The sequence below is a fragment of the Sphingopyxis sp. GW821-FHT02C12 genome, assembly GCF_059421785.1.
This window is the reverse complement of the sequence record NZ_JBWKVQ010000001.1, coordinates 1,264,378-1,290,027: the sequence shown is the minus strand read 5'-3', so window position 1 is coordinate 1,290,027 and position 25,650 is coordinate 1,264,378. Positions and strand designations below refer to the sequence as shown.

Sequence of the window (25,650 nt, the reverse complement as noted above, 5' to 3'; positions counted from 1 at the left end):
AGGATCATGATGCGCAAGCATGTCTGGCTGCTCCCCCTGCTTTCATCCGCCTGCGCGGTGCAGGGGGCCGCACGGGAAAAGCCGTTGCTGCTCGCCCCGACGCCGCCCGAGGCGACGGCGCACCCCGAAAAATGGCCCGCGCCGAAATGGCCTTTGCCGCGCGATGCCGCGACCGAGGCGCGCATCGCGGCGCTGATCGCGCGCATGACGATCGAGGAGAAGGTCGGCCAGATCGTCCAGGCCGATATCGGCAGCGCGACACCGGAAGACGCGCGCACCTATCATCTGGGATCGATCCTCAACGGCGGCAGCAGTGGGCCTTGGGGCGACGATCTGGCACCACCCGAAAAATGGCTCGCGCTCGCCGACGAATTTTACGCGGCGTCGGTGGACACAAGCCGCGGCGGGGTCGCGATCCCGATCATCTGGGGCACCGACGCGGTCCACGGCCACAGCAATATCGTCGGCGCGACCCTGTTCCCGCACAATGTCGGGCTGGGCGCGGCGCGCGATCCCGACCTGATCGAACGGATCGCGAAGGCGACCGCGCTCGAGATCCGCACCACCGGCATGGAATGGACCTTTGCCCCGACGGTGACGGTGCCGCAGGATTATCGCTGGGGCCGCGCCTATGAGGGCTATTCGTCGGATCCCGCGCTGGTCAGCGACTATGTCGGGCGCATGGTGCGCGGGCTGCAGGGCCCCGCCGATGGCAAGGATTTGCTCAAGGGTCCCTATGTCATCGCCTCGACCAAGCATTTCCTCGCCGACGGCGGCACGCTCGACGGGCGCGACCAGGGCGATGCGCGGATCAGCGAAGAGCAATTGCGCGACGTTCATGGTGCGCCCTATGTGCCCGCCCTCGGCGAGGGCGTCGCGACGATCATGGTCAGCTTCTCGGGCTGGAACGGGGTCAAGAACACCGGCAACAAGTCGCTGCTCACCGACCTGCTGAAAGACCATATGGGCTTTGACGGCTTCCTCGTCAGCGACTGGAACGCGCATGGCCAGGTCGCCGGATGCACCAATGCGTCGTGTCCGCAGGTAATCAACGCCGGACTCGACATGGTGATGGCGCCCGACAGCTGGAAGGCGATGTGGACCTCGCTCGTCGCGCAGGCGAAGGACGGCACGGTGCCGATGGCGCGGCTCGACGATGCGGTCGCGCGCATCCTGCGCGTCAAGATGCGGCTCGGGCTGTTCGAGGCCGGCAAGCCGTCGAGCCGGCGCTATGCCGGGCAATGGGATTTGCTCGGTGCGTCCGACCACCGCGCGATCGCGCGCGAGGCGGTGCGCAAGTCGCTGGTGCTGCTGAAGGATCAGGGCGGCGTTTTGCCGATCAAGCCGGGCAGCCACGTGCTGGTCGCGGGGGACGCCGCCGACGATATCGGGCGCCAGTCGGGCGGCTGGACGATCAGCTGGCAGGGCACCGACGTCACCAACGCCAACTTCCCCGGCGCGACATCGATCTGGAAAGGGATCGACGATGCGGTGACGGCGGCGGGCGGCAGCGCCGAGCTGGCCCCCGACGGCGCCTATCGGAAAAAGCCCGACGCCGCGATCGTCGTGTTCGGCGAGACCCCCTATGCCGAATTCCAGGGCGACCTGAAAACGCTCCAGCTCCGCCCCGAACTGCGCGCGCCGTTCGCGACGATGCAGAAACTGAAGGCGCAGGGCGTACCGGTCATCGCGGTGATGATCAGCGGGCGCCCGCTGTTCATGAACCCCGAACTCAACACGGCGGACGCCTTTGTCGCGGCGTGGCTTCCGGGCTCCGAAGGCGGGGGCGTCGCCGACCTGCTGATCGCGGGCAAGGACGGCAAAGCGCGCTTCGACTTTACCGGCAAATTGCCCACCGCCTGGCCCGCCACCGCGCGCGCCGACGGACCGGTGCTGTTCCCCTTCGGCTATGGGCTCGGACTGGCGGACGACAGGGCATGGACCCGATTGTCCGAAGACCCCGGGGTCGCGGACAGCGACAGCGGCACCAACTGGTTCGCGCGCGGCGTCCCCGCTGCGTCCTGGTCGCTACGCGTGATGGACGGCGCGAGCGACACGACACGGATCAGCAGCGTCCCGGCCAAGGCGCTCGGCGGCCGGGTCACCGTCACCGCGACCGACCATATCGTGCAGGAAGGCGCCCGGCAGTTCGCGATCGCGGGCGGCCCCGCGACGGTCGAAGTGTCGAGCCACGCGCCCGTTGAACTGACGCGCGAAAGCAATGGCGACTTGCTGCTGGTCGCGACGATGCGCGTCGACCAGCCCCCGGCAGAAACGGCGATGCTGGTCTTCAACCGGACCGCGATTCCCTTCGCCGCGCTGGCGACCGCGCCGCTCGGCGAATGGCGCAGCTATGGCGTGCCGCTCAAATGCTTTGCGGCCAAAGGCGCCGACATGACCAGGGTCGAGACTCCCTTCCGGCTGACCACCGACGGCGCGGCGCGCTTCAGCCTCGCCGACGTCCGGCTCGCCTCGACCGCGGATGTCATGATCCCCTGCCCATGAGCGACTGGCTGGCCAGCGCCGCGCCGGTCGCCGCGGTCGAGGCGCCCGATGCCGCGGCGGCGCTGGCCGAGGCGGGTGCGCGTCCGCTGGTGCTGCGCGGGCTGGCCGCCCACTGGCCCGCGGTCGCCGCGGGCCGCGCCGGACCCGATGCGATGGCGCAATTGCTCAAAGGCTATGGCGAGGGCGCGGCGATGAACGTCTTCACCGCGCCGCCGGGCATGGCCGGCCATTATTTCTATCGCGACGATATGGCGGGATTCAATTTCCGCACCGAACAGGCGCGCGTCGGGCCGCTGCTCGACCGGCTGCTGTGGGCACGCGAACAGGCCGCCCCGCCGAGCTTTTACGCCGGGTCGGTCGCCGCCGCCGACTTCATGCCGGGCTTCCTGGCCGACCACCGCCTTCCCCTCGACACCCCGGGGGCGACGCCGCGGATGTGGATCGGCAACGACAGCCATATCGCGACCCATTTCGACCAGTCGGACAATGTCGCCGTTGTCGTGTCGGGTGTCCGCCGCTTCGTCCTGTTTCCGCCCGAGCAGGTGGCGAACCTCTACCTCGGCCCGCTCAACAAGACCCCGGCGGGGCAGCCGGTGAGCATGGTCGCGGTCGACGACCCCGACCTCGCGCGTTACCCGCGCTTCGCCGGCGCGATGGAGGCGGCACAGGTCGCAACCCTCGGCCCCGGCGATGCGATCTTCATCCCGTCGCTGTGGTGGCACAATATCCGCGCCACCGGACCGCTCAACCTGATGATCAATTACTGGCTCGACGCGCGCGCGGGAAGCTCGCCGCTGCTCGCCTTTGCCCATGCGCTGCTCGCAATCCGCGACCTGCCCGCCGCCGAGCGCGCGGCGTGGCGTACCTGGTTCGACCATTATATTTTCGGCGACGACGGCGCGGCGGCCGCCGATCATCTGCCGCCGCATGCACGCGGCGTGCAGGGCGCGGCGTCGCCCGAGCGCGACGAGACGATCCGCAACTTCGTGCTGCGCGGGCTGGTGGGGCCGCGTTAACGCGCGATCAGCCGTGCGATATAGTCGGCGTGCGGCGGCATCGCGCGGGCCTGCTGGTCGAACACCGACGCGATCCGCTCCATCGCGGCGACGATCCGCTCATCGTCGGTCGCATCGACCAGCGGGTCATAGCCGTCGGGCACGATATTCTGCCCCAGCATCACCGCCGCCCAGTTGGCGACGCCGAACAGGTCGTGGTCGAAACGGCGGATGCGGCCCTTGGTGCGGAACAGCTCGATCTTCTGCGCCAGGCTGTCGGGGATCTCCATCGCCGCCATGTCGCGCCAGAAGGGCGTGTCGCGGCGCGCGGTCGCCTTGTAATGCAGCACGATGAAATCGCGGACATATTCATATTGATCGATCATCAGCCGGTTATATTCGTCGCGCTCGACCGCGCTGAAGCTCCTGTCGGGGAACAGCCAGAACAGCTTGTTGATCCCGGTCTGAATCAGGTGGATGCTCGTCGATTCGAGCGGCTCGATGAAGCCGCCGGCGAGGCCGAGCGCAACGACATTGCCCTCCCACAGGCGTTCGCGCACCCCCGCGGTGAAGCGCAGCCCGCGCGGTTCGGCGAGCGGCTCGCTGTCCAGATTCGCGAGCAGCGTGTCGCGCGCTTCGTCGTCGCCGGCATGGGCGCTCGACCAGACGATGCCGTTGCCGGTGCGGTGCTGGAGCGGGATGCGCCATTGCCAGCCGAAGCCATGCGCGGTGGCGCGCGTCGCCGGGGGCAGCGGATCGGTTCGCGCCGACGGCACCGCGAGCGCGCGGTCGCACGGCAGCCAGCGCGACCAGTCGCGATAGGCGACCCCCATTTCCTTGCCCAGAAGCAGGCTGACGAAACCCGAGCAGTCGATGAAGAAATCGCCCGCGACATCTCGCCCGTCGGCGAGGTGTAACGCCGCGACATGGCCGGTCCCGCCATCGCGCGCGACGCCGGTGATCCGCCCCTCGATGCGCTCGACCCCCTGCGCCTCGGCGCGGCGGCGCAGATAGGCCGCGTAAAGCGCGGCGTCGAAATGATAGGCCGCCGCCATCTGGTGGAGCGGCGAGCGCGGGTCGCCGCTTTGCGGCGCACAGCCGCGATGGCGCACCGCGGCGTCGGTGATGAAATAGTCGGTGAACGGCCCGATGCGCGGATCGTGGCGGTGCTTCAGCCAATATTGGTGAAAGGCGATGCCCTCGAAATTATGCCCCGGATCGCCGAAGGGGTGCAGATAGCGCTCGCCGAGCGCGCCCCAGTCGACGAATTCGATCCCCAGTTTGAAAGTCGCGCCGGTTTCGCGGATGAACTCGGCCTCGTCGATGCCGAGCATGCGGTTGAAATCGCGGATCGGCGGGATCGTCGCCTCGCCGACCCCGACGGTGCCGATCGCATCGGATTCGACGAGCAGGATGCGCCGCTGGCCGTCGTTCAAAAAGCGCGCCGCGGCGACGGCGGCCATCCAGCCGGCGGTGCCGCCGCCGACGATGACGATGGTGCGGATGGGATCGGTCATTGGACGGCCTCGCGGGGCAGGACTTCGAAGCGGACATGGGCGGAAAAGGCCTCGCCGGGCGTCACGACCGGCATCGCGCGGCCTTCGCCCGCGAGGTTCAGCGCATTGTTGCTGTGCGGCACCGGCTCGAAGCAGAAGAAGTCCGCCGATGCCGGGGTATAGACGACGGCGCACGGCAGGTCGGAGGTGATGCGCAGCGCATAGGGGCGACCGGCCCACCATATCGCGGCGCGCCCGTCCCAGCCGTCATAACCATTGTCGAGGTCGGTCGCCGCCACCGCCAGGCCCGCGCGAAAATCGCTGTCCGCCCCGGGCGGCTCGGACCGCGCGGGCAAGCCGTCGATGCCCGACCGCCAGATCGGCGACGCGGCAAATCGCAGATGCGCGCCCGCCGCGTCGAAATAGGGGTGCAGACCGAACGCCAGCGGCACCGGGCGATCGGCGGCGTTGGTCGCGGTCATCGCGATCTCCAGCCCGAACGCGGTCAGCCGAAACCGCTGCTCGGCGGCATAGGGCCATGGCCAGTCGACACTGGCGTCATGGTCATGACGCAGCAGCGCGCGGTCGGCGGCGCTTTCGACCACCCGCCACGCCCGCCGCCAGCCGACGCCGTGGATCGCATGACGGTCGGGCAAGGCGCTTGGCGGCAGTTGGTGACGGACGCCATCCCACAGAAAGGCGCCGCTGCCGATGCGGTTCGAGAAAGGCACGAGCGGGAAACTCGCCATGTCGAGCGGGCTCCACCCCGGTGCCGCCGCCGCCCGCGCGTCGTGGAGCATCGGCTGGCCGTCGACCCGCCAAGACAGGATGGCGCCGCCGGCGGCGGGGGCCAGCACCAGCTCCGCCGCGCCCGCCGTCAATCGGAATGTGTCGAACGGCGGCGCTGGCGTCATTCCCCCATTCCAGCCGAAGGCGTCCCTTCGCGCAAGACATAGACGGGGCCGATCTCGATCGCCTGCGCCGCCCCGGCGGTGTGCAGCGCGAGCTGCCCCTTGCCCGCGGCGAGCGCCAGCGATGCCGTGGTCCCGATCTGGTAAAGCCGCCAGTTCGGCCCGACGACCAATATATTGTCGGCAAAGCCATCGTAAGGCGCCCCATTCTGCTGCAGCCGGATCGCCAGCTTGCCCTGCCCGTCGGGGGTCGATGCCGACACGGTGCGCGCGAGGATCGCTATGCGCAGCCGGTCGCCGACCGCGATTCCATCGCGCAGCGGGACGGCGGCACCCGCGTCATAGGCGTTGGCCCCCGCCGCGCTGACCGTCAGCAAGGTCGCGACGCGGCCATAGACGTTGGTCGTCGTCGCCTTCGCCACCTGTTTCTCACCATAGAGCAGCCAGTCGCGGTTCGCCGGATCGTTGAGCAGGGCGCCCTTGCCCACCAGTTGCGGCGGCAGTTCGGGGTCAGCGGCGGGCGCCGCCGGTGCCGCGGCCTGACGGATCGATTTGGCGCCCTCGACGATGATCACCTGGCCGATCTCGACCGTCTGTCGCGCACCCGCCAACTGGAGTCCGAGCACCGCCTGCCCCCTGGGCACATCGCGATCGGCCGTCGCGGCGATTTCGTAGAGCTGCCATTCGGACCCGACGGTCAGGACGGTGTCGCCGAACCCCGCATAGGGCGCGACATTCTGCTGAAAGCGGACGCCGATCCGCCCCTTGCCGTCGGGCGCGTCGGACTTGACCGTGCGCGCCCAGAAGGCCGCGACATAATCGCCCTTGCCGCGCAACGCGGTGCGGATCGGAACATTGGCGCCGGCGTCATAGGCCGCGACGCCCAGCGACTGCAGCGTGAATTGCATCGCCGCGCCGCCGCCGGGGATGTCCGCCGATTTGACGGCCTTCGCCTTCATGATCGTGCCAAAGGTCGACCAGTCGAGCGCCGACGGGTCGTTGATCAGGGTGCCCGGCAGACTGTCGTCGAGCGCCTGCAGTTCGGCTGTGGGTTGCCGCTCGCCGGCCGCGACAGGGGCCGGCGACGCGGCGGTGGATGCCGGCGCGGTGGTCGCATCGGGAAGCCCGATCGCGCCGCGCAGTCCCGGCAGCCACGCCTTCTTGTCGCTGTCATAAAAGGGAAAGGTGTTGGTATAGGCCCACATGCACATGCCGACGCCGAGCGGGGCGAAGGCCTTGGTCACCGCGGCATGATATTGCACGCGCTGGTCGAGCGGCACCGTCGTATGCGCGCCCGTCTCGCCCATGAACGGTAGCAGTCCGGTGCGCGCGGTGTAATCGCGAATCTTCTGGACATCGCGCACCAGCCGTTCGGCATCGTCACCAATGCCATAGGCGCGACCGAGCGGCGGCGACGGATCGACCCATTCGGCGCCCTGATGGGTGAACTGGAACGGCTCATAATAGTGAAAAGTCGGATAGACGTTCGGATCGTCGGGCAGCGTGAGCGTGGCGAGGGAATCGATCCCGCTCCAATATTCGCCGCCGATGATCACCGGTCGGTCGGGATTGGTCGCGCGCACCGTGGCGAGCGCCGGCGACAAGGCTTCGAGCAGGTTGGCGTTGGTGAATTTGTCGTGCGGTTCATTCTCGAGTTCGAACCACAGGGTCGCGGTCGGTTCCCTGGCAAAGGCGACCCCGATCTGTTTCCAGATGCCTGCGAAGCGGGGGGCGCTGCCGATCGGGTCGCTGTGCATCGATTCGAAATTATGGCTGTCGAGTATGACGTTCAGCCCCGCCGCCTGCGCCGCGCCGACGACATGCTTCACGCGCGCGAGGAAGGCGGGCTCGATCGTATAGGGCGCGTCCTTCGCGGCATGGCTGTCCCACCGCACCGGCAGGCGGATCGTCTTGAAACCCGCCCCGGCGATATTGGCGAAATCCGCATCGGCGATCGCATGCCCGCCCCATCCCGTTTCGGTCGGCGGCTCGAGGCTGTTGCCCATGTTGATGCACTGGCCGACCGGCAGGCCGCGCGGCGCCGCCAGACCGGCGGCGGGCAACGACAGGCACGTCATCGCCGCGATCAGGACCATCGCCTTCTTCATCCCCGTTTCTCCCTTCGACTGTCATATCGTTCGCAGTTCGCACATATTTGGTAGCGCTACCAGCACGCGAGGTCAAAGCGATACTGCCACGATCCGATCGCGGCATCGTTAGGGGCGCGCCGCACCGCGGCCGCCGATATTCCGCTGGCGCGGGAAGGAAATCGTGTGCGCGATTTTTGCGATGGGGAGAAATGGCGCACCCGAAGGGATTCGAACCCCTGGCCTCTGCCTTCGGAGGGCAGCGCTCTATCCAGCTGAGCTACGGGTGCGCAGACGGCGGCCTCTAGCAAGGGAGCGGCACGCCAGCAATGGCCTATCGACGCTGCGCCGCGGATGTGCGAAGCGAACCCAAGATGGCGCAGGGGAGCGCAGGTGAAAGCATCCGAGCATAATTGGCCGATGGCCGCCGACCTTTATGGCGAAATGCAGCTCGAGGCGCATCCGCCGGCGCGGCACAGCGCGCGCGACTATCTGCACGGCGTCCTCGTCACCGCGATCGCCGCCCTCGCCGCCGCTTGGCTCGCCGACCATTATGCCGTACCGCTGGTGCTGATGGGGCTGCTGATCGGGCTGGCACTGAGCTTCCTGTCGCAGGACAAGCGCACCCACGCCGGACTCGACCTGATGTCGCAGACCGCGCTTCGTATCGGCATCGTCCTCGTCGGCGCCCGCATCACCGCCGCGCAGCTCGTCGATCTCGGGCCGCTGCCCTTCGCGCTGCTGGTCGCGATCATGATCGCGGTGATCGTCATCACCGTCGCCAGCGCGCGACTGTTCCGGCAGGACCGCCACGCCGCGCTTCTCGCGGGCGGCGCGACCGCGATCTGCGGCGCCTCGGCGGCGCTCGCGCTCTATTCGCTGATCGGCGACAAGCGCGTCGACCAGGCGCGCTTCACTTTGACCCTCGTCGGCATCACGGTCGCCAGCGCGCTCGCGATGACGCTCTATCCGGTGCTCGCGGCGCAACTCGGGCTGACCGACGCGCAGGCGGGATTCCTGATCGGCGCGTCGATCCATGACGTCGCGCAGGCGATCGGCGGCGGATTTTCCTTCTCGGCGCCCGCCGGCGAGGTCGCGACGATCGTCAAGCTGACCCGCGTCGCGCTGCTCGCGCCGATGCTGATGCTTGTCGGGCTGTGGCTGGCGCGCAGCAAGGATGATGCGGCGGGCAAGGCGCGCATCCCGCTGCGCCTGCCCTGGTTCATCCTCGGTTTCCTCGCCATCGCCGCGATCAATTCACTCGTCGCGATTCCCAAGCCGGTCACCGACGGCGCGGCCACCGCGGCGCAGGCGCTGTTGCTGCTCGCGATCGTCGCGACCGCGATGAAGGCGCGGTTGCATTTGCTGCTCGACCAGGGCTGGCGCAGCTTCGCGCCGATCATCGTCGCGACGGTGACGAGTTTCCTGCTGTCGTTGGGGGGCGCACTGTTGCTGTGACGGCGTGACGCCAACGTAAGATACTGAGATATAACCTTCGTCATTGCGAGGAGCCGACGGCGACGCGGCAATCCAGAGCAGGCGGTAACCGCCATGGATTGCTTCGCTACGCTCTTAATGACGACGTTTGTCAGTTCTTCGGCAGCGCCCAGCTGACCGTCAGCTGCGACGCGCGGCGCGGGATGTCGAGCTTGGCCTCGCTGAAATTGACCTTCTCGTTCGGGGGCAGCATCCGCACCGGCGGCTTGATCGTCCAGCTGTAAACGATTGTCCCCTGCGCATCGCGCAGCTCGGCGAGGATCGGCGGCACGCGCTGTTCGCGGTCGGTCGGGTTGATGATCACCCCCGACGCGGCGAAATAGATCGTCCCGTCGGCCAGTTCGCGATGATCCTGGTTCGGCGGCAATTCGATGACGAGGTCGGGTTCGTCGGCGAGGCCGGGAATGCCCAGCCCCTGCGCCCAGCTCGGCAGCCCGAAATAATAAAGGCCCGCGGTCGCGGCGACCATCAGCGCGGCGGCGCCCGCGGCGATCAGCGTCCAGCGCTTTGCCGGGTTGCGGCGCGGGCGGCGGAAAGGCAGCGGCGCCTCGGCGTCGGTGACCGTAACCTTCTGCTCGACCGGGGGCGCGGCGAACGCGGCGGACGGCGGGGTTTCGGCTGGCGCGCGCGCGATCGCGGGTGTCGGCGGCGGCGAGGCGGGCGGCGGCGGCACCGCGACGGGGGCCTCGGGCACCGCCGGTGCGGCGGGCGCATCGGGTGCCGCAACCGCCGCGTCGGTCAACAGCATCTCGCCCGGCGCCGCGGGTTCCTGGAACCAGCTATGACGGCAATTGGCGCAGCGCACGGTGCGGCCGTTGGCGCCGATCGCCGTATCGGGAACGACATAGCGGGTGTGACAGGACGGGCAGGCGAGGATCATGAATCCCTCTAAACACGCCGATTCGCGGGTTGCAAGCGCCGCGTCATTCCGGGCGGCCTACTCGGCGCTTGTCACTGTGGGAAAGCCATGTAACAGGCGGCATCATGGACGCCGACGCTGCACCTTTGCCTAGCGCGGATCGGGGCGCGCGCCGCCCCGGGGTGACGCCATGACGGACAGCGCCGGCCCGCGCCCCGGCGGCGCGATGGTCGAATTCGACCGCGTCGGGCTGCGCTACGGCCCCGACGCCGAGGTCCTCGCCGACATCAGCTTCAACCTGCAACCCGGCAGCTTCTATTTCCTCACCGGCCCGTCGGGTGCGGGCAAGACCTCGCTTTTGAAGATGCTCTATCTGGCGCAGCGCCCGAGCCGTGGCCTGGTGCGGCTGTTCGGCGAGGATCTGGTGTCGATGCCGCGCCAGCGCCTGCCCGGTTTTCGCCGCCGCATCGGGGTGGTGTTTCAGGACTTCCGGCTGATCCCGCATTTGAGCGCCCGCGACAATATCGCGCTGCCGCTGCGCATCGCCGGGGTCAGCGAAGAGGATCTGTCGGGTCCGGTCGGCGAAATGCTGAGCTGGATCGGACTCGACGACCGTGCCCATGCGCGCCCGGCGACGCTGTCGGGCGGCGAGCAGCAGCGCGTTGCGATCGCGCGCGCGGTGATCGCCCGCCCGCAACTGCTCGTCGCCGACGAACCGACGGGCAACGTCGACCCTGAAATGGCGATGCGCCTGCTCGGATTGTTCGAGGCGCTCAACCGGCTCGGCACAACCGTCGTCGTCGCGACCCACGACATCCACCTGATCAGCCGCATCGACAATGCCCAGATGATGCGGCTGGAAAAGGGGCGGCTCGCCGACCCGACCGGGGCGCTGCGCTATCCGCCGGCGAACAAGGTGTGACGTCTTGATCATTCCGCGCGTTCCCGTCCAGCACCGCCGCCTGCTGCCCGACCGCCGCCTGTCGGGGCCGACGCCGTGGGTGATCGCGATCCTGATGATGCTCACCCTGCTCGCGGCGGGTGCGGGGGTCGGGCTGGCGCGCGCCGCGAACAACATCGGGGACGCGATCGCGGGGCGGGTGACGGTGCAGATCGTTACCGCCAACCCCGTCACCCGCGCCGAGCAGGCCGCCGAACTGCGCCGGCAGGCGCTTGCCGCACCCTATGTCCGCACCGCGCGCAACGTCGGGCAGGACGAATTGCTCGCGACGCTAAGCCAATGGCTCGGTAGCGCCGGCGGCGACGACCCGGTGCTGCGCTCGCTCCCCCTGCCCGCGCTGGTCGATATCGACTTCGTCGGCGGCGAGCGCGCGGGCCAGCTCGCGCAGCTCCGCGCGCTCGTCGCGCGCGCCGCCCCCGGTGCTCGCGTCATCCCGCACGCCGAATGGCTCGGCCCCGTCGCGCGGTTGATCCGCAGCCTCGCCTGGATCGCGGCTGGCATGGTGCTGCTCATGACCCTCGCCAGCGGCGCGGTGGTGATCATGACCGCTCGCGCCGCGCTTGGCACCCATTATGCGACGATCGAGATGCTCCACCTGATCGGCGCCACCGACCGCCAGATCACCCGCCTGTTCCAGCGTCGCATCGCGATCGACACCGCCTACGGCATCGCGCTCGGCACCGTCGTCGCCGCGGCGATCATGCTGCTGATCGGCTGGCAATGGTCAGGGGTGACATCGGGGCTGGCGGCGACCGCCTCGCTGGGGCCGATGGGCTGGGCGCTCTTGCTGGCGCTGCCGCTATTGGCTATCGCGCTCGCAGCCCTGACCGCGCGGTTGACCCTGCTCTCCGCGCTCAAGAAGATTTTATGATCAAGCGCCTCATTTCCCTCCTGTTCCTGGCCTGGGTGCTCGGCTTCGCGTGGTTCGCGCTGCTGCCGCCGCTGCCCGCCGGCGACCAGAAGACCGACGCGATCGTTGTGCTGACCGGCGGCCCGGGGCGCATCGACCGCGCGCTCGAACGGCTCGAAGCCGGGGACGCCAAGCGCCTGTTGATCAGCGGCGTCGCGCGCGAGGTGAAGCCGCGCGAGCTTGCCGCCGAGTATAAACGGCCGCAGGAACTGTTCGATTGCTGCATCGCGCTGGGCTTCGAGGCCGAGGATACGCGCTCGAACGCCACCGAGGTCGCGACCTGGGTTGCGCGGCGCAACTACAAGAGCGTGCGGTTGATCACCACCGACTGGCATATGCGCCGCGCCGAATATGAACTCGGCCGCGCGGTCGGCGACAAGGTGACGATCGTCCCCGACGCGGTGCGCAGCCAGCCGAGCTTCGCGACCCTGTTCCGCGAATATCATAAATATCTCGCCGGGCTGGCGGGCGGGCTCCTGGGCCTTTAAGAGCGGCGCCGATGCGCTACACCGTCGCCCTCTTCCGCTCGATCCTCTTCTGGATGCTGTTCTTCCTGATCAGCAGCTTCAGCTCGATCGGCGCGGTCATCTCGCTGCCGATCTCGCACAAGGCGACGATCTGGTTCGTGCGCGTCTGGGCGAAGGGGCACCGCCTCTTCTGCCGCTTCGTCCTCGGCCACCGCATCGTCGTCGAGGGCGCGATGCCCGACATCCCCGTCCTCTACGTCTTCAAGCATGAGGGCGCGTTCGAAACGATCGAACAGCCCGGGCTGTTCAAGCACCCCGCGGTCTTCGCCAAGGAACAGCTGTTCAACATCCCCGTCTGGGGCAAGGCGGCGCAGTTTTACGGCCTGATCCCCGTCGACCGCGACGGCGGCGGCAAGGCGATGCGCGCGATGCTCGGTGCGGCCAAGGCTGCGCTCGCCGCGGAACGCCCGCTGGTGCTGTTCGCCGAGGGAACACGCGTCCCGCACGGCGAAGCACCGCCGCTGCGCCCCGGTTTCGCCGGCATGTACCGCCTGCTCGGTATCGACGTCATCCCCGTCGCGGTGAACAGCGGCCTCGTCTATCCGCCGCGCCGCTGGGTCAAATGGCCGGGCACGATCACCTACAAGATCGGCGAGACGATTCCCGCCGGCCTGCCGCGCGAGGAAGCCGAGGAGCGCGTCTGGCGCGCGATCAACGCGTTGAACCCGCCAGAAGCATTGTTGGCAGGCTACAAAGCCCCCTGATTGCCGTTCGGAGGCTGAGCGCTTGGCCTAGTGCCGCCGCCCAAAGTCAGGCGCCGCATCATCCTGGCCCTGTGCGATAATCGACCGCCGTATCGCGCGCGTCCGCGTGAACCACTCCTCGAGCTTCGCGCCGTCGCCGCGGCGGATCGCCTGTTGCAGCACGGTCAGATCCTCGTTGAAGCGCTGCAAGGTCGCGAGCACCGCATCCTTGTTGGCGAGGAAGACGTCGCGCCACATCACCGGATCGCTCGCCGCGATGCGGGTGAAGTCACGAAAACCGCCTGCCGAATATTTGATCACCTCGCTCTCGGTAACCTCCTCGAGCTCGCTCGCGGTGCCGACGATCGTATAGGCGATCAGGTGGGGCAGATGACTGGTCACCGCGAGCACCAGATCATGGTGCGCGGCGTCCATGACGTCGACCCTGGCGCCGAGCGCTTCCCAGAAAGTCGTGAGCGCAGCCACCGCATCGGCGGGGGCGTCGGCGCCGGGAGTGACGATGCACCAGCGTCCGTCGAACAGGCTCGCGAAACCCGCCGCCGGGCCGCTGTTCTCGGTTCCCGCGACCGGATGCGCCGGAATGACGGCATGATCGGGCAGCGCCTTTGCCAGCGCCTCGGCAACGCTCGCCTTCGACGATCCGACGTCGGAGATGATCGCCTCGGCCTTCAGCCCCGGCGCGATCGCGGCTGCCGCGTCGGCCATCCGCCCCACCGGCACCGCCAGAATGACCAGGTCGGCGCCGGCAACCGCCGCGTCGGCGGCATCGGCGATATGGTCGCACAGGCCAAGCGTCCGCGCCTGGTCGCACACATCGGCACTGGCGTCATGGCCGGTCGCCATCACGCCCGGCAGCCGGTCCTTGATCGCGCGCGCGATCGACGAGCCGATCAGCCCCAGTCCGACGATCGCGACCCGCTCGACGCTGCGCGCCATGCGCGTCAGCCTTCGACCGCGGCGCGGATCGCCGCCGCGAGTCCGCGCGTCTCGTCTTCGGTACCGATCGTCATGCGCAGCGCCCCCGGCAACCCCTGCCCCGGCAGCCAGCGGACGATATAACCCGCGTCCATCAACCGGTTGTACACCGTCTCGGCGCTGACATCGCCTTCGAACAGAACGAGCAGGAAGTTGCATGCCGAGGGCACGACACGCAGGCCATGGTTGCCGAGGCTTTCGATCTCGCCCGCCAGCCAGGCGCGCCATTCGGCATTATGCTCGCGGCTATGGCGCACAAATTCCTCGTCACCGAGCGCCGCGACCGCCGCCGCCTGTCCCGCACGCGTGACGTTGAACGGGAGGCGAATGCGGTGCAGCGCCGAAATCACGTCGGCAGCAGCATAGCCCCAGCCGATCCGCTCGGCCGCCAGCCCGTGAATCTTCGAAAAGGTGCGCGTCACGAAAACATTGGGCTCGCTCTTCGCCAGCTCGAGCCCGCCATCGTCCTCTTCGGCCGACAGATATTCGCTATAGGCCTGGTCGATCACGAACAGCACATCTTTCGGCAGCCCTGCGTAGAGCCGTGCGACCTCTTCGCGCGTCGCGAGCGTACCCGTCGGATTGTTCGGGTTGGCGAGATAGACGACGCGCGTCTTGTCGGTCACCGCCGCGAGCAAAGCATCGACATCGGTCGCATAGTCGCGGTCGTCGGCCTCTACCGGCACCGCCCCGACGCGCCGCGCGGCGATCTCGTAGACCGCGAAACCATAACGCACATAGAGGATCTCGTCGCCCACCCCGGCATAGGTGCCCGCCGCGAGGTGGAGCAATTCGTCCGACCCGTTGCCGCAGATGATCCGCGCCGGATCGAGCCCGAACTTCGCCGCGATCGTCTCGCGCAACACCATCGACCCCGGATCGGGATAGCGGGACAGCGCATCGGCATCGGTCTGCGCGGCGGCGAAGGCTTCGCGCGCCTTGGCGCCGGTACCGAGCGGATTTTCGTTCGCGCTGAGCTTGATCAGCGGGCGACCGTCGGCGCCGGCCGACTTGCCGGGCACATAGGGGGCGATGCCGCTGATCCACGGCTTGGGGGTGAGGGTCGGGGTCGTGTCGGTCATGCCGCGGCGTTTAACGTCTGAGCGTCGCGAGTCCAGCACGTTGACAGCCCCCGCACACCCGCTTAGCCCCGCGCGCATCATGGCGAGCGCGCTCCACCAGATATCGCACCAGAGCGTGACGATCCCGACCCCGCTGCCGCTCGACAGCGGCCAGTCACTGCCGTCGGTGACGATCGCCTGGCAAAGCTATGGCGCGCTGAACGCCGACAAGTCGAACGCGGTCCTGCTGTGTCACGCGCTGACCGGCGACCAATATGTTGCGAGCGACCATCCCGCGACGGGCAAGCCCGGCTGGTGGGCGCGGATGGTCGGCCCCGGCAAGCCCATCGACACCGACCGTTTCCACGTCATCTGCGCCAATGTGCTCGGCAGCTGCATGGGGTCGAGCGGTCCCGCGACCCCCGATCCGGTGACCGGCGCGCCGCTCGGCATGGCGTTCCCGGTGATCACCATCGGCGACATGGTGCGCGCGCAGGCGATGCTGCTCGATCATCTCGGGATCGACCGGCTCCATGCGGTGGTCGGCGGCTCGATGGGCGGCATGCAGACGCTCGCCTGGGCGGCCCACTATCCCGAACGGCTCGAACGCGCGCTGGTGATCGCCAGCGCGGCGCGCCATTCGGCGCAGAATATCGCGTTCCACGAGGTCGGGCGGCAGGCGATCATGGCCGACCCCGACTGGCAGGACGGCAATTATTACGACAAATTCTGCATGCCCACGAAAGGCCTCGCGGTCGCGCGCATGGCGGCGCACATCACCTATTTGTCCGAAGAAGGGCTGACCGAGAAATTCGGCCGCCGGCTGCAGGCGCGCGACATCAAGAGCTTCGGCTTCGACGCCGATTTCCAGATCGAATCCTACCTGCGGCATCAGGGGCTGGCCTTCACCGATCGCTTCGACGCCAACGCCTATCTCTACATCACCCGCGCGATGGATTATTTCGACCTCGCCGATCCGCACGACGGCCGCCTCGCGGGCGCCTTTGCCAAGGCGAAGGATGTGCGCTTCACCCTCGTCAGCTTCGATACCGACTGGCTCTATCCGACCGCCGAATCGCGCCGCATCGTCCAGGCGCTGCAAAGCGTCGGCGCCGCCGCGAGCTTCGTCGAGCTGTCGGCGCCCTATGGCCATGACTCGTTTCTGCTCGACGTGCCCGCGCTCGACCGTATCGTCGCGGGCACGCTGGGAGCCGGCTTCTGATGGCGCTGCGTCCCGACCTCGCGATCATTGCCGACGCCGTGCCGTCATCGGCGCGCGTGCTCGACGTCGGCTGCGGCGATGGCGAGCTGATGGAGGCGCTGCGCGACAAGGGCGTCGATGCGCGCGGGCTGGAGATCGACCCCGCCAACGTCACCGCGGCGATCGCGCGCGGCCAGTCGGTGGTGCAGGGCGACGCCAACCGCGACCTTGCCGACTATCCCGACAACGCTTTCGACTATGCGATCCTCTCGCAAACGCTGCAGACCACCGAGCGCCCCGACCTCGTCGTTGGCGAGCTACTGCGCATCGCGCCGCGTGCCTTTGTCAGCTTCCCCAATTTCGCGCATTGGCGGGTGCGGCTCGCACTTTTGTGGGGTGGCCGGATGCCGGTGACGCGGCTGCTGCCCGTCGCCTGGTACGAGACGCCGAACATCCACCATGTCACGGTCAGCGATTTCCGCGACCTGATCGGCGCCAAGGGAATCGGCATCGAAGCCGCCTGGTATCTGTCGGGCGACAAGCCGACGAGCGACGCCGCCGCCAGCTGGCGCGCCGAACATGCGATCTTTTTGATCGCACGCTCGTGATCTTTCTGGCCGTCGCCCCCGCGAAGGCGGGGGGCCGCTATCGGCCTTGCACTGTCACGCAGGAATGAACCTCCAACGGCCCCCGCCTTCGCGGGGGCGACGATATCAATCCTTCTTCGCCAGCCCGTTCGCCAGCAGGTCGTTGGCGACGCGCGCGATTTCCTCGATATCGACGCCCTCGTCCCACAGCCCGTATCGCATGCCGAGAAAGACATTCATGCCGCCGATCGCCCAGGCGTGGATTTCGCCGACGTCGGCGCGAATCTCGCCGCGCGCCGCGCCGGCCTCGAGCCGCTGGCGGACGCGTGCGACGGTGGTTTCATAATGGCGGCGATAGCTGGCGTAATCGACGAATTCGGCCTCGTCGATGATGCGATAGATTTCCTTGTGGTCGCGCACGAAGCGCAGGAAGGATTCAAGCCCGATGCGTTCGGCGGCGATGCCGTCGGGCGCGGCCTGGACGATCGGGGTCACATAGTCGCGCAACTGCTCGCTCATATAGCGGACGAGCGCCTGGAAGATTTCATCCTTCGAATCGAAATAGGTGTAAAAACTGCCGAGCGCGGTGCCGGCGCGACGCGTGATGCCGCTGATCGACGCCTCATGGAATCCCCGCTCGCCGAACTCGATCGCCGCGGCGTCAAGCAGTTTGCGCAGCGTCCGCCGCCCGCGCTCGGTACGCGGGGTTTTGTCGGGATTGCCCGCCTCGCCACCCTTGCCGGGCGCGGAACCTCGCGGCTCGTCCATCATCTGCCTTCCCGTCCTCCCCCGCACCGTCCGTTCCGTCGCTCGAACCGCTCGGCAGCGTGGCTTTTTCGCATCACCCGCCGTCAAAAGACAGCCGATAAATTTTCCAAGTTGAAACTTGGTTCATGTTTCATTATTGGGTGAGGCGCGGCTTGGCAAGACCAGGCCCAAGAAAATCGAAAGGCGGCGATTGGCCGCCGCGACTGGGAGAGACTTCATGCGCCACACCGCCCGCGCCTTGCGCGCCGCCTGCCTTGCCACGAGCGCGCTGTCGCTGCTCGCCTTCACCCCCGCCGCCTTCGCGCAGGAGGAAGGCGCGAGCGCCGACACAGGCGACGGCGACATCGTCGTCACCGCGCGCCGCCGCGAAGAATCGCTGCTCGATGTGCCGATCGCGGTCACCGCCTATTCGGGCGCGGCGCTGGAACAGTCGGGTGCGTCCGATATCACCGCGATTTCCGACACAACGCCCAACGTCACGCTGGAAAATTCGCGCGCGACCAATTCGACGCTGACCGCCTTCATTCGCGGCGTCGGGCAGCAGGATCCGGTCGGCGGATTCGAGGCCGGCGTCGGCATCTATCTCGACGACGTCTATCTCAACCGCCCGCAGGCCGCGGTGCTCGACATCTATGACGTCGAGCGGATCGAGATTTTGCGTGGCCCGCAGGGCACGCTTTATGGGCGCAACACCATCGGCGGCGCGGTCAAATATGTCACCAAAACGCTGCCACAGGATTTTTCGCTGAAGCTGCGCGCGGCCTATGGCACCTATGATCAGGCCGAAGGCGTGATCACCGTCAGCGCGCCGGTTGGCGACCTGCTCCGTGTCGGCGGGTCGGTTGCGCGGTTGTCGCGCGGCGGGTTCGGCAAGAATCTGACGACCGGGCTCGACAATTATAACAAGGATGTCTGGGCCGGGCGGGGCACCGTCGAATTCGGCGGCTATGGCGAACCGGTCCTGATCCGCATTTCGGGCGACTACACCAAGGACAAGTCCGATCCGCGCGGCGGCCATCGCCTGATCCGCAGCCTTCAGACGGGCACGCCGGTGCTCGACGATGTCTATGACACGCGCGGCGGCCTCATCACGCCCAAGCAGGATATCGAGGCTTACGGCCTCGCGATGAATGTTTCGGCCAATCTGTCGGACACGGTCACGCTGCGTAGCATCAGCGCATGGCGCAAGGACACCACCTTCGGTCCGATCGATTTCGACGCGCTGCCCGCCGTCGACGTCGACGTCCCCGGTTTCTACAAGAACGAACAGCTCAGCCAGGAATTCCAGCTGCTCTATGAGAGCGACAGGCTGAACGGCCTCGTCGGCTTCTACTATCTCGACGCCAAGGCGATCACCAATTTCGACGTGCTGCTCTACACCACGGGCAACCTGCTCAGCCTCCCGCAATTCTCGTCCTACACCGGCGGCACGGTCAAGACCGCCACCTGGTCGGTGTTCGGCGATTTCACCTATGACGTCACCGATCAGCTTTCGGTCTCGCTGGGCGGGCGTTACACATCGGACGTGCGTAACGCGCGCATCCTGAAACAGCGCCGTATCTTTGGACCCGATCCGCTGCTCGGCGGCGTCGCGCCGGTGGCGCTGGTCACCGATTCCGATTTCAAGGGATCGCGCAAGTTCACCAAATTTACCCCGCGCGCCTCGGTCTCGTTCAAACCCACCGACGACCACATGATCTACGCGTCCTATTCGAGCGGCTTCAAGGGCGGCGGCTTCGACCCGCGCGGCAACTCCACGGGCGCACCCGACACCAATCGCGACGGGGTGCGCAGCTATCAGGAGATCTTCGATTTCCTGACCTTCGATCCCGAAACCGTCGACAGCTATGAACTGGGGTATAAGGGTTCACTGTTCGATCGCCGCCTGCGCCTGGCCGTCACCGCCTTCCGGGCCGATTACAAGGACGTCCAGATTCCCGGATCGGTCGGCGTCGACAATAATGGCGACGGCGTGTTCGAAACCTTTGCCGGCATCACCACCAACGCCTCGAAGGCCCGCCTGCAGGGCGTGGAAGTCGAAAGCTCCGCCACCCTGGCCCGCGATTTCGCGGGTGACGGATCGGCGATCAATCTGGCGGGGACGCTCGGCTATATCGACGGCAAATATCTGAAGTTCATCAATAATCTCGGCGTCGATGTCGCCGATTTCCGGCGCATCCAGAACACCCCCGAATGGACGGCGTCGGGCACGCTGTCGGGGCAGTTCCCGGGCTTTTTCGGCTCGATCAATGCGTCGACCACGCTGTCCTACCGCAGCAAGACCACCCAGTTCGAAACCCCCAGCCCCTTCCTCGACCAGAAAGGCTATGCCCTGTGGGATGCGAATCTGGTCTGGTCGTCGAGCGACGACGGCTTTTCGATCGGTCTCCACGCCAAGAACATCCTGGACAAACAATATAAGACCTCTGGCTATCAGTTCGTCGCCGTCAACCCGACGACGGGCGTGCCGATCCTGACAGCAGCCGGCAATGTGACACCCAGCCTGGGCCAGGAGGGCGTCGTCACCGCCTTCTACGGCAACCCGCGGCAGGTGTTCGTCACCGGCACGGTCAAATTCTGACCGGCGGTTTCAAGCGAAAAAGGGGGAAAGGGGCGCCGGCGACGGCGCCCCTTTTTTTTATCGGGCGAGCACCGGCGCGCCGCCCGGCGCGACCATGCGTTCGCCGTCGATCACGATCGGGCTCGCGACGCCATCGACGAACGCGCCCTCGGGACGGAAACGCAGGCCGCGCGCCTGCACCTGCGGGTCGGCGAACACCCCCGCCAGGTCGTTGATCGGCCCTGCGGGCACATCCTCGGCCTCGAGCGCGAGCGACAGCGGCTGCGCCTCCCAGCCGGCGATCTTCGCCGCGAGCAGCGGAATCAGCGCCGCCCGGTTCGCCAGTCGCGCCGCATTGGTCGCGAAACGCGCGTCGTCGGCCCAGCCCGGCTCGCCGAGCACCGCGCACAGCTTCCTGAACTGCCCGTCGTTGCCGACCGCGATCACCAGCTGGCCGTCGGCGGTGGCAAAGGCCTGATAGGGCACGACATTGGCATGGCCATTGCCCATGCGCTTCGGCGACACCCCGCTCGCGAGATAATTGGCTGCCTGATTGGCGAGCACCCCGACCTGGCAATCGAGCAGCGCCATGTCGATATGCGCGCCCGCCCCTGTGACGTCACGGCGTCGCAGGGCGGCGAGGATAGCCACCGTCGAATACATGCCGGTGAAGATGTCGGCATAGGCGATCCCCGCCTTTTGCGGCGGGCCGTCGGGCTCGCCGGTCAGCGACATCGCGCCGCCCATCGCCTGGATGATGAAATCATAGCCCGCGCGGTGCGCATAGGGTCCGGTCTGGCCGAAACCGGTGATCGAGCAGACGATCAACTCGGGGAAATCGGTCCGGAGCGTCGCCGGATCGAGCCCATATTTGGCGAGCCCGCCGAGCTTGTAATTCTCGATCACGACATCGGCATCGGCGATCAGCGCGCGCACCGCGGCCTGCCCTTCGGCGGTCGCGATGTCGATCGCCACCCCCGACTTGCCGCGGTTGGTGCTGTGATAATAAGCGGCGCCGAGATTCTCGCCTGCGGCGCCGGCGATGAAGGGCGGCCCCCACAGCCGCGTGTCGTCGCCGGCGCCCGGGCGCTCGACCTTGACCACCTCGGCACCCAGATCGGCGAGCAATTGCCCGCACCACGGCCCCGCGAGCACCCGCGCCAGTTCGACGACGCGGATGCCCTCCAGCGGCTTAGGCAAAGGCCGAAATGCCAGTGATCGCGCGCCCCAGGATCAGCGCATGGACGTCGTGCGTGCCCTCATAGGTGTTGACCGTCTCGAGGTTCACCGCGTGGCGGATGACATGATAGTCGGCCGAAATGCCGTTGCCGCCGTGCATATCGCGGGCGACGCGCGCGATATCGAGCGCCTTGCCGCAATTGTTGCGCTTGAGCAGGCTGATCATGTCGGGGGCGACATGCCCCTCGTCGATCAGCCGCCCGACGCGCAGCGCGGTCTGCAGGCCAAGCGCGATTTCGGTGAGCATGTTCGCGAGTTTCAATTGCACGATCTGGTTCGCCGCGAGCGGGCGACCGAATTGCTTGCGTTCGCCGGTGTAATTGCGTGCCGCTTCGTAGCAGAATTCGGCCGCACCCATCGCGCCCCAACCGATGCCGTAGCGCGCGCGGTTGAGGCAGCCGAACGGGCCTTTGAGGCCCGACACATGCGGCAGCAGCGCATCCTCGCCGACCTCGACGCTATCCATCACGATCTCGCCGGTGACCGAGGCGCGCAGGCTCACCTTGCCCTCGATCTTCGGCGCCGACAGGCCCTTCATGCCCTTTTCGAGGACGAAGCCGCGAATCGCTCCGTCGTGCGCGTCGGACTTCGCCCAGACGACGAAGACGTCGGCGATCGGCGAATTGGTGATCCACATCTTCGCGCCCTTGAGGCGGTAGCCGCCCGCGATCTTTTCGGCGCGGGTACGCATGCCGCCGGGGTCGCTGCCGGCATCGGGCTCGGTCAACCCGAAGCAACCGACAAGCTCGCCCGAGGTCAGCCCGGGCAGATATTTGCGCTTCTGCTCCTCGCTGCCATAGGCGTTGATCGGGTGGATCACGAGGCTGCTCTGCACCGAGCAGGCAGACCGGTATCCCGAATCGATGCGTTCGACCTCGCGCGCGATCAGGCCGTAGCTGACATAGCTCAGGCCAGCGCCGCCATATTCGGGGTCGATCGTCGCGCCGAGCAGGCCGAGCGCACCCATTTCCGACATGATCTCGCGGTCGAAGCGCTCGTCGAGGAAGGCCGAGGTCACGCGCGGCAACAACTCGCCCTCGGCATAGGCGCGCGCAGTGTCGCGCACCATGCGCTCCTCGTCGCTGAGCTGCGCGTCGAGCAGCAGGGGATCGAGCGGGTCGAGCGCGACGACGCGCTGCGGATCGGCGAGGGCCATGGGACGGGGCTTTCTCTCTAACGGCGAGCGCCCCTGTCGGGACGCGCGCTAGGGGGCGGTGGCGGCCGGGGCTTTTCCGGCCATCGCGGCAGCCGGGCTGTCGCGCGGTTCCAATATCGCCGCGGTCTCGATCAGGTCAAGCGCGCGCCGCGCTTCGTGATAGCGCCGCGCGTCGATGAGCCACGCGTTGGCATTGGCGGCGCCAGGCATCGCCTCGACCTCGGCGATCGCCTTGTCGGCCATGCCGCTCGCCAGATAGCGCCGCGCCCGTTCGAGCCGTTCGGCGGCGCGCGGCGACTGGGTCCCGGCCTCGCGGACGACGAACAATTCATTGAGTTCGCGGCGGAAACCGGTCCACAGGCTGCCGCTATCGCCGCTGCGCCCGACCAGTTCGGGGGCGATCGCGTCGAGTTCGGCGCGCAATTGTTCGAGCGTGATCGGGTCGCGCGAGGTTTCGATAATCGTCTTCACCGCATTGGGCTGGTCGTCGCCGAAGCGTAGCCGCAGCTGCGCATCGAGATAACCGAGCGACAGCCCGCGATCGAGCGCGCGGCGCACCGCAAAGGCGACGAGCAGCCCCTCGGCGCGCGACGCATTGCCCGACGCCGAGGCGGCTTCGAGCGTGATGCGCGATAGGCGCTGTTCGAGTTCGGCGACGCGTGTGGTCAGCGGGCTGGCCCCGTCGACCGGAGCGACCATCATCGGCGCGGCCGCACCGCCGGTCGGAGCGGCCGCCTCACCGGCGCCGACCACCGCGAGCACCCCTCCGGGGGTCGCGGTATCGATGACTTTGGTCGTCGGCGCGCTATCGCCACCAGCCAGCCAGCGGTTCATCGCCCAGCCACCACCGCCGACCCCGATCAGGAGCAGGATCAGTCCGGAGATCGCCAGACTGCGCAAGGACGGCCCTTTTCTCGCGCCTTCCTCGCCCGGGCGGACGGGGGTATCGCTGCTGTCGATTGCCATAAACCTCTTTCGAACGACCCTATTTTTGCGCCTTTTGGCACAAAGCATAAGCCGCTGTCACCATTGCCGCGTCTTCGGGACGGTCCGTAACGGTAACAGCCGCCCAGCCTTCGCCCGCGGCTTCGGCCACCGCCGGGCCGATCGCGACGAGCGACAGGCGCCCGCGCCGCCCCTCGGTCAGCGTCGCGATCCGCGCCGCGCCGCGCGCCGAATGGGCCAGAATCACCGCCGAATCGCCGGTCAGCCGATCCCAGCCGGCGGGCGGCGCGACCGGATCGACGGCATAGCAGGGCAGGGCGTCGAGCCGCGCACCGCGCGCGTCGAAATCGGACCGCTCGCGCCCGCAAAGCCACAGGATCCGGGGCTTTCCTGATGACGTCATGGCGTCGATCAAGGCCTGTGCGTCGCGGGTTCCCGTCGCCGCGACGCGCAACCCGGCCGCCTCGGCCGCCGCCGCGCTCGCCGCGCCGACGGCATGGACCGGCAGCGACACGAGCCGGTCCAGTCCAGACCCCGCCAGCCGCACCGCCTGCGCGCTGGTCAGCAGCAGCGCGTCATATTCGCCCGCGTCGGGCGGACGCCACTCGATCGGCACCGCCGCGAACAAGGGCATCGCAAAGGCGTTGAGGCCGGCCGCCCGCGCCCGCGCCACCGTCGCCGCATTGCCCGGTTCGGGACGCGTGACGATGACGGGCAGCATCATACCCCGAACAGGCGCCGCACCGCATCGGGCGCGCGGCCGAGCAGGTCGCGCGCCAGTTCGGCCGCGGCGTCGGGACCCGCGACCGCCGCATGCCCGACGACATGCTCGGCGCCATCCTCCGAATAGAGCTCGGCGTCGAGCTGCAGCGTGCCATCATCCAGGAAACGCGCATGCGCCGCGACCGGCGAGCGGCAATCGCCGCCGAGCGCCGCGAGAAATTCGCGCTCGGCCATCACCGCGCGGTGCGTCGGAACATGATCGACCGCCGCGAGCAGCGCGCGCACCCGATCGTCGTCGCTGCGGCATTCGATCCCGATCGCGCCCTGCGACGCGGCGGGCAGCAGGGTCGCGGCGTCCTGCACCACACCGATATCGAACATCGCCAGCCGGTCGAGCCCCGCCGCCGCGAGCAAGGTCGCATCGACATCGCCCGCCGCGAGCTTGGCGAGCCGGGTCTGGACATTGCCGCGCAGCAACAGCGTTTCGATGTCGCTCCGGCGCCGCTTGACCTGCGCCGCGCGGCGCGGGCTGCTCGTCCCCAGCCTGGCGCCCGTCGGCAACGCGTCGATGGTCGCCGCCATGATTCCCTCGCGCACCACCAGCCGATCGCGCGGGTCGGCGCGTTCGAGCATCGCGACGAGCGCGAAGCGCGGATCGCGAAGCGTCTCGACATCCTTCAGACTGTGCACCGCGATGTCGATCGTCCCCGCATCGAGCGCCGCATCGAGCTCACGCGTCCACAGCGCCTTGCCCCCGACCTCGGCGAGCGCCCGGTCCTGGATGCGGTCGCCGGTCGCGGTCATCGGCACCAGGAAGAGCGAATCTTCGGTCAGGCCATGCGCCTGCGCGAGCGCCGCCGCCGCCATATGCGCCTGCGCCATCGCCAGCGGCGAGGCGCGGGTGCCGATCCGCAGCGGAGCGTCGGGAGTGGGAAGCCTGTTCATCGGCTTGCTGCTAGCCTCCCTTGCCCTGCCCGCCAAGG

At 68.0% G+C, this 25,650-nt stretch carries 22 protein-coding genes and 1 tRNA gene; 10 read left to right on the top strand and 13 right to left on the bottom strand.

Going from position 1 to position 25,650, the window contains the following annotated elements; genetic code table 11:
* Window positions 1–6 precede the first annotated feature (6 nt).
* Together AC07U1_RS06100 and AC07U1_RS06095 are read left to right on the top strand one after the other, a co-directional pair.
* Window positions 7–2,505, top strand: a complete 2,499-nt coding sequence (locus AC07U1_RS06100; protein ID WP_495177149.1) for a glycoside hydrolase family 3 protein — start codon at window positions 7–9, stop codon at window positions 2,503–2,505.
* Window positions 2,502–3,521, top strand: a complete 1,020-nt coding sequence (locus AC07U1_RS06095; RefSeq protein ID WP_495177150.1) for a cupin-like domain-containing protein — start codon at window positions 2,502–2,504, stop codon at window positions 3,519–3,521. The genes AC07U1_RS06100 and AC07U1_RS06095 overlap by 4 nt, the downstream gene beginning before the upstream one ends.
* Here AC07U1_RS06095 and AC07U1_RS06090 read toward each other — a convergent pair.
* From AC07U1_RS06090 to AC07U1_RS06075, 4 genes are all read right to left on the bottom strand, one after another.
* Window positions 3,518–5,017, bottom strand: coding sequence for a tryptophan halogenase family protein (locus AC07U1_RS06090; protein WP_495177151.1), 1,500 nt, complete (start codon window positions 5,015–5,017; stop codon window positions 3,518–3,520). The genes AC07U1_RS06095 and AC07U1_RS06090 overlap by 4 nt on opposite strands.
* Complete coding sequence (locus AC07U1_RS06085; RefSeq protein ID WP_495177152.1) at window positions 5,014–5,910, bottom strand: aldose 1-epimerase; 897 nt, start codon at window positions 5,908–5,910, stop codon at window positions 5,014–5,016. The genes AC07U1_RS06090 and AC07U1_RS06085 overlap by 4 nt, the downstream gene beginning before the upstream one ends.
* Window positions 5,907–8,015, bottom strand: coding sequence for a glycoside hydrolase family 5 protein (locus AC07U1_RS06080; RefSeq protein ID WP_495177153.1), 2,109 nt, complete (start codon window positions 8,013–8,015; stop codon window positions 5,907–5,909). Before AC07U1_RS06080 ends, AC07U1_RS06085 begins: the two co-directional genes overlap by 4 nt.
* 192 nt (window positions 8,016–8,207) lie before the next feature.
* Window positions 8,208–8,284: transfer RNA gene (locus tag AC07U1_RS06075), tRNA-Arg, on the bottom strand.
* A gap of 130 nt (window positions 8,285–8,414) precedes the next feature.
* Here AC07U1_RS06075 and AC07U1_RS06070 point away from each other — a divergent pair.
* A complete protein-coding gene (locus tag AC07U1_RS06070) occupies window positions 8,415–9,452 on the top strand; it encodes a YeiH family protein (RefSeq protein WP_056342041.1) in 1,038 nt (345 codons plus the stop codon).
* Window positions 9,453–9,582: 130 nt separating this feature from the next.
* On the opposite strand, the gene AC07U1_RS06065 is transcribed toward AC07U1_RS06070, so the two are convergent.
* Window positions 9,583–10,371: a zinc-ribbon domain-containing protein gene (locus AC07U1_RS06065; RefSeq protein WP_495177154.1), complete on the bottom strand. Its 789-nt coding sequence runs from the start codon at window positions 10,369–10,371 to the stop codon at window positions 9,583–9,585.
* A 169-nt stretch (window positions 10,372–10,540) separates the two neighbouring features.
* Between AC07U1_RS06065 and ftsE the strand changes: the two genes are divergently transcribed.
* The 4 genes from ftsE to AC07U1_RS06045 are packed head-to-tail and all read left to right on the top strand — an operon-like array spanning window position 10,541 to window position 13,452.
* The gene (ftsE, locus tag AC07U1_RS06060; protein WP_056342035.1) at window positions 10,541–11,272 is read left to right on the top strand and encodes a cell division ATP-binding protein FtsE; all 732 of its coding nucleotides are present in this window, start codon (window positions 10,541–10,543) and stop codon (window positions 11,270–11,272) included.
* Between the two features lie 4 nt (window positions 11,273–11,276).
* A complete protein-coding gene (locus tag AC07U1_RS06055) occupies window positions 11,277–12,182 on the top strand; it encodes a cell division protein FtsX (RefSeq protein ID WP_056342032.1) in 906 nt (301 codons plus the stop codon).
* Window positions 12,179–12,709 (top strand): YdcF family protein, encoded by a 531-nt coding sequence (locus AC07U1_RS06050; RefSeq protein ID WP_056342029.1) that lies wholly within the window; start codon window positions 12,179–12,181, stop codon window positions 12,707–12,709. Before AC07U1_RS06055 ends, AC07U1_RS06050 begins: the two co-directional genes overlap by 4 nt.
* An 11-nt stretch (window positions 12,710–12,720) precedes the next feature.
* On the top strand, window positions 12,721–13,452 hold the full coding sequence (locus AC07U1_RS06045) for a lysophospholipid acyltransferase family protein (protein ID WP_187139241.1): 732 nt from the start codon (window positions 12,721–12,723) through the stop codon (window positions 13,450–13,452).
* 27 nt (window positions 13,453–13,479) lie between these two features.
* Here AC07U1_RS06045 and AC07U1_RS06040 read toward each other — a convergent pair whose 3' ends face one another.
* Both AC07U1_RS06040 and hisC read right to left on the bottom strand, forming a co-directional pair.
* On the bottom strand, window positions 13,480–14,388 hold the full coding sequence (locus tag AC07U1_RS06040) for a prephenate/arogenate dehydrogenase family protein (RefSeq protein WP_495177155.1): 909 nt from the start codon (window positions 14,386–14,388) through the stop codon (window positions 13,480–13,482).
* Between the two features lie 5 nt (window positions 14,389–14,393).
* A complete protein-coding gene (hisC, locus tag AC07U1_RS06035; protein WP_495177156.1) occupies window positions 14,394–15,509 on the bottom strand; it encodes a histidinol-phosphate transaminase in 1,116 nt (371 codons plus the stop codon).
* Between the two features lie 79 nt (window positions 15,510–15,588).
* Between hisC and metX the strand changes: the two genes are divergently transcribed.
* Entirely contained in the window at window positions 15,589–16,710 is a 1,122-nt protein-coding gene (gene metX / locus AC07U1_RS06030; protein WP_495177157.1) for a homoserine O-acetyltransferase MetX, read from the top strand.
* Window positions 16,710–17,297, top strand: a complete 588-nt coding sequence (gene metW / locus AC07U1_RS06025; RefSeq protein WP_495177158.1) for a methionine biosynthesis protein MetW — start codon at window positions 16,710–16,712, stop codon at window positions 17,295–17,297. Before metX ends, metW begins: the two co-directional genes overlap by 1 nt.
* A 105-nt stretch (window positions 17,298–17,402) precedes the next feature.
* On the opposite strand, the gene AC07U1_RS06020 is transcribed toward metW, so the two are convergent.
* The gene (locus AC07U1_RS06020; RefSeq protein WP_495177479.1) at window positions 17,403–18,044 is read right to left on the bottom strand and encodes a TetR/AcrR family transcriptional regulator; all 642 of its coding nucleotides are present in this window, start codon (window positions 18,042–18,044) and stop codon (window positions 17,403–17,405) included.
* Window positions 18,045–18,261: 217 nt separating this feature from the next.
* Here AC07U1_RS06020 and AC07U1_RS06015 point away from each other — a divergent pair, with 217 nt between their 5' ends.
* Complete coding sequence (locus AC07U1_RS06015) at window positions 18,262–20,625, top strand: TonB-dependent receptor (protein ID WP_495177159.1); 2,364 nt, start codon at window positions 18,262–18,264, stop codon at window positions 20,623–20,625.
* Between the two features lie 57 nt (window positions 20,626–20,682).
* Here AC07U1_RS06015 and AC07U1_RS06010 read toward each other — a convergent pair whose 3' ends face one another.
* The 5 genes from AC07U1_RS06010 to hemC are packed head-to-tail and all read right to left on the bottom strand — an operon-like array spanning window position 20,683 to window position 25,612.
* Complete coding sequence (locus AC07U1_RS06010; protein ID WP_495177160.1) at window positions 20,683–21,804, bottom strand: CaiB/BaiF CoA transferase family protein; 1,122 nt, start codon at window positions 21,802–21,804, stop codon at window positions 20,683–20,685.
* On the bottom strand, window positions 21,797–22,999 hold the full coding sequence (locus tag AC07U1_RS06005) for an acyl-CoA dehydrogenase (protein ID WP_492734991.1): 1,203 nt from the start codon (window positions 22,997–22,999) through the stop codon (window positions 21,797–21,799). The genes AC07U1_RS06010 and AC07U1_RS06005 overlap by 8 nt, the downstream gene beginning before the upstream one ends.
* Window positions 23,000–23,047: 48 nt before the next feature.
* On the bottom strand, window positions 23,048–23,965 hold the full coding sequence (locus AC07U1_RS06000; RefSeq protein ID WP_495177161.1) for a hypothetical protein: 918 nt from the start codon (window positions 23,963–23,965) through the stop codon (window positions 23,048–23,050).
* A gap of 19 nt (window positions 23,966–23,984) precedes the next feature.
* The gene (locus AC07U1_RS05995; RefSeq protein WP_495177162.1) at window positions 23,985–24,668 is read right to left on the bottom strand and encodes a uroporphyrinogen-III synthase; all 684 of its coding nucleotides are present in this window, start codon (window positions 24,666–24,668) and stop codon (window positions 23,985–23,987) included.
* A complete protein-coding gene (hemC, locus tag AC07U1_RS05990; RefSeq protein WP_495177163.1) occupies window positions 24,665–25,612 on the bottom strand; it encodes a hydroxymethylbilane synthase in 948 nt (315 codons plus the stop codon). The genes AC07U1_RS05995 and hemC overlap by 4 nt, the downstream gene beginning before the upstream one ends.
* Window positions 25,613–25,650 lie beyond the last annotated feature (38 nt).

Excerpts from the sequence above, each read along its gene's own strand:
- AC07U1_RS06090 (WP_495177151.1), bottom strand. The coding sequence starts at position 5,017 with ATGACCGATCCCATCCGCACCATCGTCATCGTCGGCGGCGGCACCGCC.
- AC07U1_RS06065 (WP_495177154.1), bottom strand. The coding sequence starts at position 10,371 with ATGATCCTCGCCTGCCCGTCCTGTCACACCCGCTATGTCGTTCCCGAT.
- metX (WP_495177157.1), top strand. The coding sequence starts at position 15,589 with ATGGCGAGCGCGCTCCACCAGATATCGCACCAGAGCGTGACGATCCCG.
- AC07U1_RS06070 (WP_056342041.1), top strand. The coding sequence starts at position 8,415 with ATGGCCGCCGACCTTTATGGCGAAATGCAGCTCGAGGCGCATCCGCCG.
- AC07U1_RS06085 (WP_495177152.1), bottom strand. The coding sequence starts at position 5,910 with ATGACGCCAGCGCCGCCGTTCGACACATTCCGATTGACGGCGGGCGCG.
- AC07U1_RS06020 (WP_495177479.1), bottom strand. The coding sequence starts at position 18,044 with ATGGACGAGCCGCGAGGTTCCGCGCCCGGCAAGGGTGGCGAGGCGGGC.
- AC07U1_RS06095 (WP_495177150.1), top strand. The coding sequence starts at position 2,502 with ATGAGCGACTGGCTGGCCAGCGCCGCGCCGGTCGCCGCGGTCGAGGCG.
- AC07U1_RS05995 (WP_495177162.1), bottom strand. The coding sequence starts at position 24,668 with ATGATGCTGCCCGTCATCGTCACGCGTCCCGAACCGGGCAATGCGGCG.
- hisC (WP_495177156.1), bottom strand. The coding sequence starts at position 15,509 with ATGACCGACACGACCCCGACCCTCACCCCCAAGCCGTGGATCAGCGGC.
- AC07U1_RS06100 (WP_495177149.1), top strand. The coding sequence starts at position 7 with ATGATGCGCAAGCATGTCTGGCTGCTCCCCCTGCTTTCATCCGCCTGC.
- AC07U1_RS06015 (WP_495177159.1), top strand. The coding sequence starts at position 18,262 with ATGCGCCACACCGCCCGCGCCTTGCGCGCCGCCTGCCTTGCCACGAGC.
- metW (WP_495177158.1), top strand. The coding sequence starts at position 16,710 with ATGGCGCTGCGTCCCGACCTCGCGATCATTGCCGACGCCGTGCCGTCA.
- ftsE (WP_056342035.1), top strand. The coding sequence starts at position 10,541 with ATGACGGACAGCGCCGGCCCGCGCCCCGGCGGCGCGATGGTCGAATTC.
- AC07U1_RS06000 (WP_495177161.1), bottom strand. The coding sequence starts at position 23,965 with ATGGCAATCGACAGCAGCGATACCCCCGTCCGCCCGGGCGAGGAAGGC.
- AC07U1_RS06045 (WP_187139241.1), top strand. The coding sequence starts at position 12,721 with ATGCGCTACACCGTCGCCCTCTTCCGCTCGATCCTCTTCTGGATGCTG.
- AC07U1_RS06080 (WP_495177153.1), bottom strand. The coding sequence starts at position 8,015 with ATGAAGAAGGCGATGGTCCTGATCGCGGCGATGACGTGCCTGTCGTTG.
- hemC (WP_495177163.1), bottom strand. The coding sequence starts at position 25,612 with ATGAACAGGCTTCCCACTCCCGACGCTCCGCTGCGGATCGGCACCCGC.
- AC07U1_RS06005 (WP_492734991.1), bottom strand. The coding sequence starts at position 22,999 with ATGGCCCTCGCCGATCCGCAGCGCGTCGTCGCGCTCGACCCGCTCGAT.
- AC07U1_RS06050 (WP_056342029.1), top strand. The coding sequence starts at position 12,179 with ATGATCAAGCGCCTCATTTCCCTCCTGTTCCTGGCCTGGGTGCTCGGC.
- AC07U1_RS06040 (WP_495177155.1), bottom strand. The coding sequence starts at position 14,388 with ATGGCGCGCAGCGTCGAGCGGGTCGCGATCGTCGGACTGGGGCTGATC.